The following is a 15,277-nucleotide window of genomic DNA, read 5'->3' as shown; positions in this document are numbered from 1 at the left end:
ATCAGCAGGTCCGTCACCGGCTCTCCCCCATGCCGTGCATGCCCGGCATCCCGCCGGAATCCTCGGGCCCCGGGCTCCCCGGCTCCTCGGTGCGGTGCAGCCCGGGCGCCACCGGGCCGACGGCGCGTCCCACGGCGTAGGAGAGGGCCGTCAGGGCGAGCACCAGGAGCATGAACCCCAGCAGGGCCGGGGGCACGGGTAGCCGGGAAGTCCTCATGAGCCAATACCGTACGGGGGTATTGACGCCGGACGAACCCCCGGGCGCTGTGAGGAAGAACGGCACCCTGGCCGGGAACCCCGAGGGGTGGCTGCCCGACTACGTGAGGGCTCACCCAGGCTCACCCGACGGTGGGATGCCGGCCGGGCCGTTGATCCCGTCGAGTCCACAACGCAGTCCGAAGGCCGCAAGTCCGCGGCCCGCCGCTCGCGCCCGCCGCCCCGGCGACCCGATCACGAGGTGAGGACTCGTCCGCACGGCCGGGCTTACTGGCGACCCATCGGCGACCGGGTGATCATTCAGGGCATGAGCCCCACGATGCATCTCGCCCAGCAGCCCGAGGCCGACGAACTGCTCGGCCGCAGTCCGCTCGCCGCCCTGACCGGCATGCTGCTCGACCAGCAGGTCCCCATGGAGTGGGCCTTCTCCGGCCCGTACACCATCGCCCAGCGCCTCGGCAGCGACGACCTCGACGCCGCCCGGATCGCCGCGTACGACCCGGACGCCTTCGCCGAGCTGCTGAAGCAGAAGCCCGCCGTCCACCGCTATCCCGGGAGCATGGCCAAGCGGATCCAGCAGCTGTGCCAGTACGTCGTCGACGAGTACGGCGGCGACGCGAGTGCCATCTGGCGCGATGTGGAGACCGGCGAGGAGCTGCTTGCCCGGCTGAAGGCGCTGCCCGGCTTCGGCGAGCAGAAGGCGAAGATCTTCCTCGCGCTGCTCGGCAAGCAGTTCGGCGTGCAGCCCAAGGGCTGGCGCGAGGCGGCCGGCCCGTACGGCGAGAAGGGCTCGTACCGCTCGGCCGCCGACATCACCGGGCCCGATTCGCTGGCCAAGGTGCGCGCGCACAAGCAGGAGATGAAACGCGCCGCGAAGGCCGCCAAAAAGGCCTGAAAATTGGCGTGTTGAAGTGGATGGGTCACGTCCTGATGTCAATGCGCGTAAATGTGCCGTGAGTTGAGGCACAACTGTTCACAGAGCTCCCGAAGATCGCTAACTTCCCCTCAACCTCGTACACACCGGGAAGGAACTCTGTGAAGGCAACCCATCGCAGAGCCGTGGCCACCATGGCTGCCGCCGCACTCGCGACCCCGCTCCTGCTGGCATCCGCCTCCCCCTCCGCCGCCCGCCAGAACCCCGGCGAGCAGGCGGCCAAGGACGCCGCGAAGCTCGCCAGGAAGCTGGTGGCGAAGTCGTCCGCAAAGGACGCGTACAAGCACCTGCAGAAGCTCCAGCAGATAGCCGACACGACGGACGGCAACCGGGCCGCCGGCACGCTCGGGCACGACGCCTCCGCGGCGTACGTCTACCAGCAGCTCAAGAAGTACGGCTACGACGTCTCGTACCAGCGGTTCGAGTTCCTCTACACCGAGACGCAGGCCGAGAAGCTCTCGGTCATCTCGCCCGCGCCCCGCGATGTCGCGATCAAGGCGATGACCTACACCAAGTCCACTCCGGTGGGCGGCATCAAGGCCGATCTGGCCGCCGTGCCGGAGGATGCGACCACGGGCTGCGAGCCCGCCGACTACGCCTCCGGAACCTTCACCGGCAAGATCGCACTGATCAAGCGCGGCGGCTGCACCTTCGGCGCGAAGCAGGCGGCCGCGGCCGATGCGGGTGCGGTCGGCGCGGTCATCTACAACAACACCGACGGAGCGCTCTCCGGCACCCTCGGCGACCCGGCCACCGGCCGGATACCGACGGGCGGAGTCACCAAGGCGGACGGCGAAAAGCTCGTCGCCGACCTCGCCAAGGGCCCGGTGAACATCTCCTTCGAGATCCGCCAGCTCCAGCAGCAGCGCTCCACCAACAACGTCATCGCGGAGACCCGCGGCGGCAACGCGGCCAACACCGTGATGCTCGGCTCACACCTCGACTCGGTGACCGCGGGCCCCGGCATCAACGACAACGGCTCGGGCTCGGCCGGACTCCTCGAAGTCGCCCAGGAGCTCGCCAAGTCCAAGTCGAAGCCGGCGAACAAGGTCCGCTTCGCCTGGTGGTCGGCGGAGGAGAACGGCCTGCTCGGCTCGGAGGCGTATGTCGCGCAGCTGAGCTCGCTGGGCAAGAAGGAGATCAAGCTCTACCTGAACTTCGACATGATCGCCTCGCCGAACTACGGGCTCTTCGTCTACGACGGCGACGACTCGGACCACGTGGGCGCGGGCCCCGGCCCGGCGGGCTCGGCCCAACTCGAGCGCGACATCAACGAGTTCCTCGACAAGCGGGGCACCCCGCACGAGGGCACGGACTTCACGGGCCGCTCCGACTACGGACCGTTCATCGAGGTCGGCATCCCCTCCGGCGGCACGTTCACGGGCGCGGAGGGCATCAAGACGGCGGCCCAGGCGGCGAAGTTCGGCGGCACGGCGGGGGTCGCGTACGACGTGAACTACCACGCTGCCGGCGACAACCTGAGCAACATCAACATGAAGGCGTTCGCCGTCAACATCGGCGTGATCGCCAATGCGGTGGGCACGTATGCCCATGACCTGAGCTCGCTGCGCAAGCCTGTGACGTCGGTCCCGACGAACGGCGACGCGGGCAGCGGCGGCGGCCTGCACGAGGGCCACGACCACGACGTGACTCAGTAGCCCCGCGCTGTTCGACCGCCCGCGGGGCCACCCGGCCCCGCGGGCGGCCACGTCTTTGCCGGTTGGCCCCGCGCCGCGGACGCTACGGCCGCCGGCGGCCCTGCGGCAGGCCACCCGCACCGCGGGCCGGCCCACCGCTGAGCAGGGGGCTGCCCATGACGCCGCACCGCGCGGCGAAGCCGGCGCGGGCAGGGCCCGTGGACACCCGTCCCCACCCGGTCCCGGGGGCCGCCCGCATCGCGGCGGGAGCCGACGAGGCAGCAGTCGCGGATGGGGACGAGGGTGCGGGTGTGGCGGTGGGTACCCCGGTCTCCGGCGCGATCGCCGGCTGTTCGCTTGCGCTCATGGCGGTCTCTATTCCGGTTCTGCATAATTTTGTCCGGAATTGCACCGCCGCTGCTTGGCTGCGCCGACTGCCGCTTGCCCGGTAGGCTCTCCGTGTGATCTTCAAGCGCATCGGTAACGGGCGGCCGTATCCCGACCACGGCCGGGAAAGCACCCGGCAGTGGGCGGATGTCGCGCCGCGCCCGGTCCGCCTCGATCAGCTCGTGACCACCAAGGGCCAACTGGACCTGGAAACGCTGCTCGCCGAGGACTCCACGTTCTACGGCGACCTGTTCGCCCATGTGGTGAAGTGGCAGGGCGACCTCTATCTGGAGGACGGTCTGCACCGCGCCGTGCGCGCGGCACTGCAGCAGCGCCAGGTCCTGCACGCCCGGGTCCTCGAACTGGGCTGAGCCCGGGCACCGGTCCGCGGCCGCCTCGACGACTGAGCCTTTCGGGCCTTTTCGGGACCCTACGGACGCAATCGGTTGATCATTTAGTAGGCATCGGCTTCCGGCCGCACTACGCTGCGCCCATGAGCATGCTCACTCCCCCCGGCATGGGCGGAAAGTACCGCATCACGGGCGACAGATACCCACGAATGCGACGCCCTCGCCGGCGAGGCAGGATCATTTTGGCGGCCGTCGCCGCGGTGGTCGCCCTCAGCCTGGCCGTGTGGGGAACACTGCAGCTCATCGACGTCTTCACCGGCGACGGCACAAAGTCGTCCGCGGCCGCCCGCAAGGCGGACTGCAAAGCCGCACCGAAGCCGTCCGCGCTGCCCCCCGTGTCGCTCAAGCCCGGCCAGATCACGGTGAACGTCTACAACGCGACCCCGCGCGGCGGACTCGCCAAGGCTGCCGCCGACGAGCTGAAGCGGCGCGGCTTCGCCATCGGCAAGGTGGGCAACGCCCCGGAGGCGTACGACAAGAAGGTGCCCGGCGCCGGGATACTGCTGGGCGGCCCCGAGGCGCAGCAGGGCGCGTTCCGCGTGCTCGCCACGCAGCTCCGGGGCAGCCAGTTGAAGACCGACGCCCGCAAGACGGCGGACGTCGATCTGATTCTCGGTACGGCCTTCACGACCCTGGCGCCGAAGCAGGACTCCGACGCGGCGCTGGCCACGTTGGCCAAGCCCGCACCGGAGCCCTCCGGAAAGTGCTGACGCCACTCCTCCATCGCCGGTCGCGCCGAATGCCGGCCCGTCCGGCGATGGAGAACAACCGTAGGCTTGAGGTCCTGTCCGGCCGGACCTAGTCCGCCGAGCCGTACATCCGGTCGCCCGCGTCCCCGAGCCCCGGCACGATGTAGCCGTGCTCGTTGAGCCGCTCGTCGACCGCCGCCGTCACCACCGTCACCGGCGTCCCCGCCAGCTCGCGCTCCATCACCTCGACGCCCTCCGGCGCCGCCAGCAGGACCACCGCGGTCACATCGTCCGCGCCGCGCTTGATCAGTTCCCGGATCGCCGCGACGAGCGTGCCGCCCGTGGCCAGCATCGGGTCGAGTACGTACACCTGGCGGCCCGAGAGGTCCTCCGGCATCCGCGTCGCGTACGTCGACGCCTCCAGCGTCTCCTCGTTCCGGATCATTCCGAGGAAGCCCACTTCGGCGGTCGGCAGCAAACGCATCATGCCGTCGAGCATGCCGAGGCCGGCCCGCAGGATCGGCACGACCAGCGGGCGCGGGTGCGAGAGCTTGACGCCCGTCGTCCCGGTGACCGGGGTCTTGATGTCCACCTGCTCGGTGCGTACGTCCCTGGTGGCCTCGTACGCGAGCAAGGTGACCAGTTCGTCGGCCAGGCGCCGGAAGGTCGGGGAGTCGGTGCGCTGATCGCGCAGAGTGGTGAGTTTGTGCGCCACCAACGGGTGGTCGACGACATGGATCCGCATGTCGCCAACAGTAGCCGGGGGTCGCATCAAGGACGGGTCCGGAGGGAAGGTGGAGGGGGTCCCCCCAGGCCGCAGGGCCGAGGGGGAATACGGACTCAGCCGTGGGGTGGTGAGTGGCCGATGCCGGACCCAGATGCAGAGCAGTACGAGCCGGAGACCGAGAGCGACGCCGACCGCAGGCGGCGACGCGCCCAGTTCCTCCGCGAACTGGGCGAGGCAAAAGCCCTGCGCGAGCGCGTCCAGCCCCGGCGGGCCCGAGCGGCGCGGATGCGCCAGCAGATGCGCATGCGCACCTTCCGCTGGTAACAGGTCCGCTGATGACAGATCCTTCCAGAAGGTCCTTGGAAGAACTGATGGCCGACGCAACGACGGAAGACCTCTCGCAAAGCCCAGGTTTCTGCCACGATTCCGAGTGGGCGGGGCGCACAGGAACGCACCGCCGGTCGTCACACCTCTGATCAGTGGGAGAGTCACGGTGTACTTCGCCGCACTGCTCGCGCGCACTCAAGACGGGTGGGAAGCGAGCGACACAGAGCTCGACGATGTGGAGACCCTGTCGGATCTGACCGACCTGGCCCGTGAGGCCTCGGTTGACGAGGACACGGTGCTCGTCTACATCGAGCAGGAGGACGCCTGGTTCGGCATCGTCCGGGTGGAGGGCGAGGAGGACCCTCGCATCTTCGTCTCGGACGCGGCCGCGGCCGCCCGCTCCTCGTACGGGGAGATCCTCACCAATGAACTGCTCGGCGGGGAGGATGACGACCCGGCCGACGATCTCGACACGCTGGACCTCGACGGCACCGAGGACGGAGAGCCGGACGAGGACGACGAGGAGGACGCCGAGTCGTCTCCGGCCGGCGAGCTGGTGCCGGCGGGGCCCGTCGGTGACCGGGACATCCTCATGGACCTCGGACTTTCGGAGAAGGAGCTGCTGGCACTGGACACGGACGCACTGCTGGAGATCGCGGAGTCGCTGGGCGCCGCCGAGGTGCTGGAGACCGTCCGCTAGTGAATTCGGCCGTACCCATGCACGTACCCATGCCTGATCCTGTGCCCGATCCCATACGGGATCCGTGGGAGGCGCCGATGCGTCTCGCCCTCGAGGAGGCCGAGCGCGCGGTGCAGTCCGGCGATGTGCCGGTCGGTGCCGTTGTGCTGTCCCGGGACGGCACGGTGCTCGCCACCGGGCACAACGAGCGCGAGGCGACCGGCGATCCGACAGCGCATGCCGAGATGCTGGCGATCCGCAGGGCCGCCGCGCAGCTCGGCGAGTGGCGGTTGTCCGGCTGCACGCTCGTCGTGACGCTGGAGCCGTGCACGATGTGCGCGGGCGCGATCGTGCAGTCCCGGCTGGACCGGGTGGTCTACGGGGCACGGGACGAGAAGGCGGGCGCGGCCGGTTCGCTGTGGGACGTCGTACGGGACCGGAGGCTCAACCACCGGCCCGAGGTGATCCTCGGTGTGCTCGAGCAGGAGTGCGCAAAGCAGCTGACCGGCTTCTTCCGCGACCGCTGATCCGGCGCTCGTCCCCCGCTGATCCATCGCTGATCCACTTGGTTCGGATACGGATTTCAGAGCACGGCCCACCTTGGGCTAAGCTCTCTCCCGGTAGCGTGTCCGAGCGGCCGAAGGAGCTCGCCTCGAAAGCGAGTGTGGGGAAACTCACCGAGGGTTCAAATCCCTCCGCTACCGCTCTTGTCGAAGGGCCCCGGCGCATCGCGTCGGGGTCCTTCGTCGTTGCCGCGCGGGCGGACGCCGCGGCGCCGTGCGTGGGTACGCCACGGCCCGGGCGGCAAAAGGCCCCGATCACCCTGTCCTTGGTCCGATAGGGCTCGGTTAGACTCACGCGACGCACGGCCAGGGGGCCAAAGGGGTCACAGGGGAGGCAGGGGCTGATGGTGCAAACGAAGAAGATCGCTCTCTATGTTGTTGTCGTCTTCGTGCTGTACACGATCATCACGTCCCCGGCCAAGGCTGCGGACCTGGTCCAGATAGGGTTCGAGGGCATTTCCAGCGCCGCGCAGAGCGTCGGAGAGTTCATGACCGAGCTCGTCAACTAGGAGTGCCCCTTGATCCGCCATCTGGTCCTCTTCAAGCTCAATGAGAGTGTCGAGCGCGACGAGCCCCGTGTGGTCGCGGGTGCGAAGGCTTTCCAGGAGCTGGACGGGCAGGTGCCCGAGCTTGAGTTCTGGGAGTGCGCCTGGAACATCACCGACCGGCCGATCGCCTATGACTTCGCGATCAACTCCGCGGTCGCCGACCGCGATGCGCTGAAGCGGTACATCGAGCATCCGGCCCATCAGGCGGCCGCCGGACAGTGGCGCGAGTTCGCCACGTGGGTGATCGCCGACTACGAGTTCTGAGGTCCCCGCTCCCCAGGCCTCTCGCCATCACGGCGGGGGGCTTTTTTGGTTTAAGTGCCAACTTGCCCTCAACACGGTGTTATCGGGTGCTTGCACACAGTGGACATGTCTTGTGATGCTATGACCGCTTTTGACGAATGAGTGGACCGTTGTTGACCGCAAAGGGGTGGCGTGACCGTGCCGGCCAGTACTGCGCCTCAGGTGCCACCCCAGAACGAGCGGCCCGACGACCCTCCGGCCGCCGGAAAACCGCAGACCAGGGGCGCGGACACCCGGGCACTGACCCAGGTGCTCTTCGGCGAGCTCAAGGACCTCGAGCCGGGCACCCCGGAACACTCCCGGGTGCGCGGGGCGCTGATCGAGGCCAATCTGCCGCTGGTGCGGTACGCGGCCGCCCGCTTCCGCAGTCGCAACGAACCGATGGAGGATGTCGTCCAGGTCGGCACCATCGGGCTCATCAACGCGATCGACCGCTTCGACCCGGACCGCGGGGTGCAGTTTCCGACCTTCGCGATGCCCACGGTCGTCGGCGAGATCAAGCGGTACTTCCGCGACAACGTACGGACCGTGCATGTGCCGCGGCGGTTGCACGAGCTATGGGTCCAGGTGAACGGCGCCACCGAGGATCTGACGACGGCTCACGGCCGCACGCCCACGACAGCCGAGATCGCCGACCGGCTGAAGATCGGTGAGGACGAGGTGCTGGCCTGTATCGAGGCCGGGCGCTCGTACCACGCGACCTCACTGGAGGCGGCCCAGGAGGGCGACGGGCTGCCCGGGCTGCTCGACCGACTCGGTTATGAGGACCCCGCGCTGGCGGGCGTCGAGCACCGCGACCTCGTGCGCCATCTCCTCGTACAGCTGCCCGAGCGGGAGCAGCGGATCCTGATGCTGCGTTACTACAGCAATCTGACGCAGTCACAGATCAGCCAGGAGCTCGGTGTCTCCCAGATGCATGTGTCAAGGCTGCTTGCCAGAAGTTTTGCCCGACTCAGATCCGCAAACAGGATCGAGGCGTAGCTGAAACGGGTAGACCGTTTCGGGGCCACTTCGGGCTGCCCAAAAGCCGTACACCCCCTGTTTCCTGCATAGTTTTGCCGGATACTTGTCGACATGTCACTACAGCGTGTTGCCGACATGTGACATTCTGCGGGAACCGCGTTTGCCGCAGCTCCGCCTCCGGTATTCAGGTGGAGGCTGCGTTCCTCCGATGGTCGTGGCCGTTGCGACCGTCCGCGACCTCAAGGGGGTGGCATGTCCGTAGAACAGGGCAGCTCGAAAGTGCTCACGCTCGCCAAGAGCGCACCCGCACCCGTCGTGCCTGACAGCTCGGAAGCCATCGACACGCGCACTCTGTCCCGCTCCCTGTTCCTGCGGCTTCGCGCACTGGACGCAGCGAACGAAGCGGGCACGGGCGACACTCCGGAGCGCACCTATGTGCGCGACACACTGATCGAGCTCAATCTGCCCCTGGTGCGGTACGCCGCGGCCCGCTTCCGCAGCCGCAACGAACCGATGGAGGACATCGTCCAGGTCGGCACCATCGGCCTGATCAAGGCGATCGACCGGTTCGACTGCGAACGCGGCGTGGAATTCCCGACGTTCGCGATGCCGACGGTCGTCGGCGAGATCAAGCGCTTCTTCCGCGACACCTCGTGGTCGGTGCGGGTGCCGCGCCGACTCCAGGAGCTGCGGCTCGCGCTCACCAAGGCAAGCGACGAGCTGGCGCAGAAGCTGGACCGCTCTCCGACCGTGCCCGAACTCGCCGCGGTGCTCGGGGTGTCGGAGGAGGACGTGGTCGACGGTCTCGCCGTCGGCAATGCCTACACCGCCTCCTCGCTGGACTCGCCCTCGCCCGAGGACGACGGCGGCGAGGGCTCGCTGGCGGACCGGCTGGGGTACGAGGACTCGGCGCTGGAGGGCGTGGAGTACCGCGAGTCGCTCAAGCCCCTGCTGGCCAAACTCCCGCCCCGCGAGCGGCAGATCATCATGCTGCGGTTCTTCGCGAACATGACCCAGTCGCAGATCGGCGAGGAGGTCGGCATCTCGCAGATGCATGTCTCGCGACTGCTGACCCGTACGCTCGCGCAGCTGCGGGAGGGCCTGATCGGCGACTGACCGATCTCCTTGTCCTCGATCGCCGGACGGGCCTGTGCAGCAGGCCCGTCCGGCGATCGAGGATGTGACCGAAGGGCGTACCCCTCCGCAGGGTTTCTTATTGACGGTGCGTCAGACACACTGGCGCGATGCGACGACGTCAGAGCACCGCTCTCGCCGCGGTCGCGCTCTGCCTCGGCGGGGCGCTGACCGCGTGCGGAAGCGGGGGCGGCGACGGCTATGTGGCGGTCGGGGCAGCCGGATCCGGGCCCGATGAGGCGCCCACCGCTGCCGTGCCGCCGAAGGGCAGGGTCGTACTCGTACCGCTGGACGGTGCCACTGCGCCCGGCAGCCCGGCGGGCAAGCCGCCCGCGGAGCCCGGGAAGCCGAGCGGTGGGGACGCGAGCGGACCGGGACTGCCCGGCGTACCAGGCGCCGGCTCGGGCGGGGTCTCAGGCGGTACGGGAGCGCCGGGCGGCACGGGGGGCACCTCGGGCGGTACGAGCGGCTCCGTCACCGGCGGCGGGGAGTCGGGCGGCTCAGGCTCCGGCGGCCCCGCCTCGCCCGGCACCCCCTCCACGCCAACCCCGAGCCCTGCCCCACCACCCGCCACGCCTGCCGTGCTCACGCTCGGCGAGCCCGTCCGCACCGCCCTGGACAAGCGCTGGTGCGAGAAGGTGACCGTGGAGTTCCGTAACACCGGCGGCTCGCCCGTGACCTCGGGAACCGTCACCTTCGCGACGCACATCATCGGCCCGCTCGGGATCGACTGGGCGACCATCGAGTCGACTCAGCCGCTTCCGGCGCCGATCGCCCCGAAGGCCGTACGCAAGCAGGCGTACACCGTGTGCGTGGACGCCTGGCGGGTGCCGCTAGGCATGCACATCGACACCCAGGACGTCACCGCCGTATGGAAATGACCTGGCCGAGGGCGGATGTCCTGGCCGAAGGTGAATGACCTAGCCGAGGGCGAGCCAGGCCACCGCGCCGAGGATCAGGACGGCCGCGATCACGCCGACGATCAGCCCGACGCGCGAGGAGGACTGGGGGGCAGGCGCCGCCGCCCGGCGGCCCTGCGGAGCGCCCTCGTCGACGAAGGCCCGGAACATCTGGGTGCTGCCCGCCGGGTCGTAGTTGCCCTCGGGGCCCGGACCTTGGGGAGCGTGGGGGTTGTGTGCCATGGGGCAGGACCCTAGCGAACCCTCCGTCGAGGCCCAACCCCGGGCGGGTGGCAGACACACACCCTCCATGACCATGCGGGGCGGCGTGCGAAGCCTTTGGTGTTCCTTTACCACCGGGAGCCCCCATTTCGTTTGCCTGTAGCAACCAACAGCTTCTATGGTTGCCCTAAGCAACAAGATGTCGGGAGGGACTGCCATGGCCGCACAGAGTCAGTACGCGGAACTGGCCCGCCAGCTCAGCGCCCTCGGCGCCGTGAAGCGCGGCCTCGCGCGGATCCTGCCCGGCGAGTGCCCGCCCGGTTCGGCCGCCGTACTCACCCTGCTGGACCGGCACGGTGAGATGCGGATGAGCCGGCTCGCCGAGCTCCTCGCCGTCGACATGTCGGTGACCAGCCGCCATGTCGCCCACGTCGCCGAGCGCGGCTGGATCGAACGGCTCCCCGACCCGGGAGACAGGCGCTCCCGCATCCTGCGGCTCACCCCAGCGGGGCTGGACATGCTCGACGAACTCGCGCTGCGAACCGCCGACATGTTCGCCCGCAATCTGGGCGACTGGTCCGACGACGACGTCGGGCAGCTCATCGCGATGCTGGCACGCCTGCGCGACTCCTTCGGAGACTGCCGGTCGCGCCATCACGATGAGTCGTACTCCCGTACACCCGTGTGCTGAAACACAAGAAAAGGAAGTAAATGGCTACGACCACACCAACCGGTGTGCGGGGCGGCCACGCCAAGCACGGCGGCGGCCACGCCAAGCAGGGCGGCGGTCACGCCTCCGACGGCGGCGCGCCGATGACACACCGGCAGATCATGGAGGCGTTGTCCGGGCTGCTGCTCGGGATGTTCGTCGCCATCCTGTCGTCCACGATCGTCTCCAACGCCCTTCCGCAGATCATCTCCGACCTCGGCGGCGGGCAGAGCGCCTACACCTGGGTGGTCACGGCGGCGCTGCTGTCGATGACCGCGACCACCCCGCTGTGGGGCAAGCTCGCGGACCTGTTCAGCAAGAAACTGCTGGTCCAGATAGCCCTGATCATCTACGTGGCGGGCTCGGTGGTGGCCGGTCTCGCGCAGAGCACCGGCATGCTCATCGCCTGCCGGGTCGTCCAGGGCATCGGCGTCGGCGGTCTCACCGCCCTCGCGCAGATCGTCATGGCCGCGATGATCGCGCCGCGTGAGCGCGGCCGGTACAGCGGCTACCTGGGAGCGACCTTCGCCGTCGCCACGGTCGGCGGCCCGTTGCTCGGCGGCGTCATCACCGACACCGACTGGCTCGGCTGGCGCTGGTGCTTCTACGTCGGCGTGCCCTTCGCGATCATCGCCCTGCTCGTCCTGCAGAAGACCCTGAAGCTCCCGGTGGTGAAGCGGCAGGTCAAGGTCGACTGGGCAGGCGCGTTCTTCATCAGCGCCGCGGTCTCGCTGCTGCTGGTCTGGGTGACCTTCGCGGGCGACAAGTACGACTGGATCTCCTGGCAGACGTACGCGATGGTCGGTGGCGCGGTCGCGCTCGGCGGGCTCTTCCTCCTCGTCGAGTCGAAGGCGAGCGAGCCGATCATCCCGCTGCGTCTCTTCCGCAACCGCACCATCACGCTGGCCTCGCTGGCCTCGCTGTTCGTCGGCGTCGCGATGTTCGCGGGCACCGTCTTCTTCAGCCAGTACTTCCAGCTTGCGCGCGACAAGTCGCCGACGATGTCCGGCGTCATGACCATCCCGATGATCGGCGGCCTGTTCGTCTCGTCGACCCTCTCGGGCCAGATCATCACCAAGACGGGACGCTGGAAGGCCTGGCTGGTCGGCGGCGGCATGCTGGTGACGGCGGGCCTCGGGCTCCTCGGCACCATCCGGTACGACACGGAGTACTGGCACATCGCGGTCTTCATGGCCGTCCTGGGTCTCGGCCTCGGCATGATGATGCAGAACCTGGTGCTGTGCACGCAGAACCAGGTCGCTGCGGAGGACCTCGGCTCCGCCTCGTCCGTCGTCACCTTCTTCCGTTCGCTGGGCGGTGCCATCGGCGTCTCGGCGCTGGGCGCGGTCATGGCGAACCGGGTCACCCACTACGTCAAGGACGGGCTCGCCGAACTCGGCCCGCAGGGCGCGGCGCTGGGCCGCGGCGGCACGGGCGGCGGCATCCCCGACATGGACAAGCTGCCGGCTCCGATCCGGACGGTGATGGAGGGCGCGTACGGGCACGGTGTCGGCGATGTCTTCCTGTACTCGGCGCCGTTCGCGCTGCTGGCGTTCCTGGTGACGCTGTTCATCAAGGAAGTGGCGCTGAAGAGCCACGCGAAGCCGGAGGAGCCTGCTGCCGCGGCTGTCGAGGCCCCCTCAGCCGACGCCACCGCAGCCGTCGCCCCCGCAGCCGTCGCCCCCGCAGCTGACACTCCCGCGGCTCCGGTGGCCGTGGTCACCACGGCAGTCGTACGCGGCGTGGTGCGCGGCAACGAGGGCGCGGCGGTGCCACAGGCCGCGGTCACGCTCATCTCCCCGGCGGGACGCCAGCTCGGCCGCTCGGTCGCCCAGGCCGACGGCAGCTATGCCCTGGATGTGCCGGGCGCGGGCTCGTACGTACTGATCGCCTCCGCCGACGGCTTCCAGCCGCAGGCGTCCACGGTGGTCGTCGGCGCCGAGCCGCTTGATTACGACATCCTCCTGTGCAGCGCCAGTGGTCTCGCCGGGACCGTGCGTGCCGCCGAGGGCGGGGCGCCGGTCGAAGGCGCGATGGTCGTCGTGACCGATGTGCGCGGCGATGCGCTGGCGACCGGGAAGAGCGCGGAAGGGGGCGAGTTCGCGTTCGGCGAGCTGGTGCCGGGGGCGGTCACCGTCGCGGTGACCGCAGTCGGGTTCCGGCCGCTGGCACTGCCGGTGGAGATCGGCGGCCAGGGTGTGACCCGTATCGAGGCGGTCCTGCAGGCGGGCGCGCTGCTCCAGGGAATGGTCCGCGGCCCAGCCCGCGGGCCGCTGGCTGATGCCCGGGTGACCCTGGTGGACGCCGCGGGGAACGTGGTCGCGTCCGCGACGACCGGGGACGACGGGGCGTATGCCTTCGCCGACCTGGACACGGGGGAGTACATAGTCGTCGCGACCGGGTACCCGCCGGTGGCGAGCGCGCTGACGGTGGCCGGTGCCGGGGTTGACGGCCACGACATCGAACTCGCCCACCCCGGCGAGTAGTTGATCTCCCGGCCGTGCTTCGAGCGGAGAGGCGGCCGGGTACTGGGGGCGGCGGGCAGGGGACGGCCTGCCGCCCCCGCTCTTTGCGCAGGTGATGGGGGCGCGGGATTCTCGGCGATCGGCACGACGCTGACGGTGGAGCCGGCGTCCCGGCGGTGCAGGGGCAACTCCCCTAGGCTGCGCTGCATGGCACCCAACATCGCGAGCAACGCCTCGGTGGATCTGGAGCAGTTGCTGGAGTTCGTACGCCCCCGCCACCGCGCGATCCTGCTCACGCGCCGCGCCGACGGAACCCCGCAGGGGTCCCCGCTGACGTGCGGGGTCGACGACTCGGGGCGGATCGTCGTCTCGACCTACCCCGAGCGCGCGAAGACCCGCAATGCGAAGCGGGACCCGCGGGTGAGCGTGATCGTCCTGTCGGACGACTGGAACGGCCCGTGGGTGCAGATCGACGGCACGGCGGAGGTACTCGACGCACCGGATTCGGTGGAACCGCTGGTGGAGTACTTCCGGAACATCTCCGGGGAGCATCCTGACTGGGACGAGTACCGGGAGGCGATGGTGAAGCAGGGCAAGTCGATCATCCGCGTGACACCGGAGAGATGGGGGCCGGTGGCGACGGGAGGTTTCCCGGCGAGGCTGAGCGGGTCCTAGGCCTCCTTCGACCGCGCCACCATCGACTCGATCCCCGCCACCAGCAGGTCCAGCGCAAAGCTGAAGTCCCGCTCCCTCATCTCCTCCACCGTGTCCCCGCCCCGCGCCTCCATCAGTTCCGTCGCGCTCTCGAAGCTCTTCGCGAAGGCCGGCTGCTCGCTGATCGTCCCCATCGCCTCGCGGAAGTACTCGTCCTGGCTCATCCCCGCCGTCGCGCACCGCGCAATGAAGTGGCCCTCGATCGTGCCGAAGCCGTACACGAACTGGAATACCGCCGAAAGACCACCCATCTGGCCGTGCGGCGGCAGGCCCGTGTTGCGCATGACCTGCTGCACCGCCGTCGAGAAGGCCATCGAGTGCGGCCCGATGTTGAGGAAAGTGCCGATCAGCGCCGACACCCAAGGGTGGCGGACCAGCAGATCCCGGTATCCCGTCGCCAGTTCCCGCAGCTGCTCGCGCCAGTCGCCCTCCGCGCTCACGTCCGGCAGCGGGAACGTCCCGAAGACCGCGTCGAGGGCAAGCTCGAGCAGGTCGTCCTTGGTGTCCACGTACCAGTAGACCGACATCGCGGTGACGTTCAGCTCCGCGGCCAGGCGGCGCATCGAGAACTTCGCCGCGCCCTCGGAGTCCAGCAGCCGTACCGTCGCGTCGATGATCTTGTCGCGGTCCAGACCGGCCGGCTGGCCCGACTTACGGCCCCGTTCCCGGTCCGCCTTCCCCTCCAGCCAGATACTGGTCCGCGCAGGACCCTTCGCGCGGTCGGCCGCACTCACCATCGCGCATCCTCCTC

Annotated in this window: 19 protein-coding genes and 1 tRNA gene; 16 read left to right on the top strand and 4 right to left on the bottom strand. The window is 69.3% G+C overall.

Annotated elements, in window-relative coordinates:
- Window positions 1–13: 13 nt before the first annotated feature.
- Complete coding sequence (locus OG729_RS20550; protein WP_360873022.1) at window positions 14–217, bottom strand: hypothetical protein; 204 nt, start codon at window positions 215–217, stop codon at window positions 14–16.
- Window positions 218–523: 306 nt separating this feature from the next.
- On the opposite strand from OG729_RS20550, the gene OG729_RS20545 reads away from it, so the two are divergent.
- The 4 genes from OG729_RS20545 (at window position 524) to OG729_RS20530 (ending at window position 4,294) form a co-directional block, all read left to right on the top strand.
- Window positions 524–1,111 (top strand): HhH-GPD-type base excision DNA repair protein, encoded by a 588-nt coding sequence (locus OG729_RS20545; protein WP_405807554.1) that lies wholly within the window; start codon window positions 524–526, stop codon window positions 1,109–1,111.
- Window positions 1,112–1,275: 164 nt separating this feature from the next.
- The gene (locus tag OG729_RS20540; protein ID WP_360873271.1) at window positions 1,276–2,808 is read left to right on the top strand and encodes a M28 family metallopeptidase; all 1,533 of its coding nucleotides are present in this window, start codon (window positions 1,276–1,278) and stop codon (window positions 2,806–2,808) included.
- 440 nt (window positions 2,809–3,248) lie between these two features.
- The gene (locus OG729_RS20535) at window positions 3,249–3,545 is read left to right on the top strand and encodes a type II toxin-antitoxin system VapB family antitoxin (RefSeq protein WP_003955420.1); all 297 of its coding nucleotides are present in this window, start codon (window positions 3,249–3,251) and stop codon (window positions 3,543–3,545) included.
- A 122-nt stretch (window positions 3,546–3,667) separates the two neighbouring features.
- Window positions 3,668–4,294: a LytR C-terminal domain-containing protein gene (locus OG729_RS20530; protein ID WP_360873016.1), complete on the top strand. Its 627-nt coding sequence runs from the start codon at window positions 3,668–3,670 to the stop codon at window positions 4,292–4,294.
- Window positions 4,295–4,382: 88 nt separating this feature from the next.
- Here the strand turns inward: OG729_RS20530 and upp are convergent, their stop codons facing one another.
- On the bottom strand, window positions 4,383–5,018 hold the full coding sequence (upp, locus tag OG729_RS20525; RefSeq protein ID WP_360873013.1) for a uracil phosphoribosyltransferase: 636 nt from the start codon (window positions 5,016–5,018) through the stop codon (window positions 4,383–4,385).
- 120 nt (window positions 5,019–5,138) lie between these two features.
- On the opposite strand from upp, the gene OG729_RS20520 reads away from it, so the two are divergent.
- The 9 genes from OG729_RS20520 to OG729_RS20480 all read left to right on the top strand — a co-directional run bounded on the left by OG729_RS20520 (window position 5,139) and on the right by OG729_RS20480 (window position 10,398).
- Window positions 5,139–5,324: a hypothetical protein gene (locus OG729_RS20520; protein ID WP_360873010.1), complete on the top strand. Its 186-nt coding sequence runs from the start codon at window positions 5,139–5,141 to the stop codon at window positions 5,322–5,324.
- A 169-nt stretch (window positions 5,325–5,493) separates the two neighbouring features.
- Window positions 5,494–6,027 (top strand): hypothetical protein, encoded by a 534-nt coding sequence (locus OG729_RS20515; protein WP_360873007.1) that lies wholly within the window; start codon window positions 5,494–5,496, stop codon window positions 6,025–6,027.
- Between the two features lie 17 nt (window positions 6,028–6,044).
- Window positions 6,045–6,533, top strand: coding sequence for a tRNA adenosine(34) deaminase TadA (gene tadA / locus OG729_RS20510; protein WP_360873004.1), 489 nt, complete (start codon window positions 6,045–6,047; stop codon window positions 6,531–6,533).
- A gap of 92 nt (window positions 6,534–6,625) precedes the next feature.
- A tRNA-Ser gene (locus tag OG729_RS20505) sits at window positions 6,626–6,710 on the top strand.
- Window positions 6,711–6,913: 203 nt separating this feature from the next.
- The gene (locus tag OG729_RS20500) at window positions 6,914–7,078 is read left to right on the top strand and encodes a hypothetical protein (RefSeq protein ID WP_215092471.1); all 165 of its coding nucleotides are present in this window, start codon (window positions 6,914–6,916) and stop codon (window positions 7,076–7,078) included.
- Between the two features lie 9 nt (window positions 7,079–7,087).
- Window positions 7,088–7,381: a Dabb family protein gene (locus OG729_RS20495; RefSeq protein ID WP_405807551.1), complete on the top strand. Its 294-nt coding sequence runs from the start codon at window positions 7,088–7,090 to the stop codon at window positions 7,379–7,381.
- A 177-nt stretch (window positions 7,382–7,558) separates the two neighbouring features.
- Entirely contained in the window at window positions 7,559–8,401 is an 843-nt protein-coding gene (locus OG729_RS20490; RefSeq protein WP_404725012.1) for an RNA polymerase sigma factor SigF, read from the top strand.
- A 234-nt stretch (window positions 8,402–8,635) separates the two neighbouring features.
- Complete coding sequence (locus tag OG729_RS20485) at window positions 8,636–9,499, top strand: RNA polymerase sigma factor SigF (RefSeq protein WP_360872995.1); 864 nt, start codon at window positions 8,636–8,638, stop codon at window positions 9,497–9,499.
- A gap of 128 nt (window positions 9,500–9,627) precedes the next feature.
- Window positions 9,628–10,398 carry a hypothetical protein gene (locus OG729_RS20480; protein ID WP_405807550.1) on the top strand — a complete coding sequence of 257 codons (771 nt, stop codon included), beginning with the start codon at window positions 9,628–9,630 and terminating at the stop codon, window positions 10,396–10,398.
- Window positions 10,399–10,437: 39 nt separating this feature from the next.
- Here OG729_RS20480 and OG729_RS20475 read toward each other — a convergent pair whose 3' ends face one another.
- A complete protein-coding gene (locus tag OG729_RS20475; RefSeq protein ID WP_360872990.1) occupies window positions 10,438–10,659 on the bottom strand; it encodes a hypothetical protein in 222 nt (73 codons plus the stop codon).
- 196 nt (window positions 10,660–10,855) lie between these two features.
- Here OG729_RS20475 and OG729_RS20470 point away from each other — a divergent pair, with 196 nt between their 5' ends.
- The 3 genes from OG729_RS20470 (at window position 10,856) to OG729_RS20460 (ending at window position 14,487) form a co-directional block, all read left to right on the top strand.
- Window positions 10,856–11,329: a MarR family winged helix-turn-helix transcriptional regulator gene (locus tag OG729_RS20470; protein WP_405807549.1), complete on the top strand. Its 474-nt coding sequence runs from the start codon at window positions 10,856–10,858 to the stop codon at window positions 11,327–11,329.
- A 20-nt stretch (window positions 11,330–11,349) separates the two neighbouring features.
- Entirely contained in the window at window positions 11,350–13,833 is a 2,484-nt protein-coding gene (locus tag OG729_RS20465) for an MFS transporter (protein WP_405807548.1), read from the top strand.
- Window positions 13,834–14,019: 186 nt separating this feature from the next.
- Window positions 14,020–14,487 carry a PPOX class F420-dependent oxidoreductase gene (locus OG729_RS20460; RefSeq protein WP_405807546.1) on the top strand — a complete coding sequence of 156 codons (468 nt, stop codon included), beginning with the start codon at window positions 14,020–14,022 and terminating at the stop codon, window positions 14,485–14,487.
- On the opposite strand, the gene OG729_RS20455 is transcribed toward OG729_RS20460, so the two are convergent.
- Window positions 14,484–15,263 (bottom strand): TetR/AcrR family transcriptional regulator, encoded by a 780-nt coding sequence (locus OG729_RS20455; protein ID WP_405807544.1) that lies wholly within the window; start codon window positions 15,261–15,263, stop codon window positions 14,484–14,486. The two genes, OG729_RS20460 and OG729_RS20455, sit on opposite strands and share 4 nt — an antisense overlap.
- Window positions 15,264–15,277: the final 14 nt, after the last annotated feature.

The organism is Streptomyces sp. NBC_00210, from assembly GCF_045160975.1.
Lineage (GTDB): Bacteria > Actinomycetota > Actinomycetes > Streptomycetales > Streptomycetaceae > Streptomyces.
Note: the sequence above shows the minus strand (reverse complement) of the source record. Positions and strands in the feature narration are given on the sequence as shown.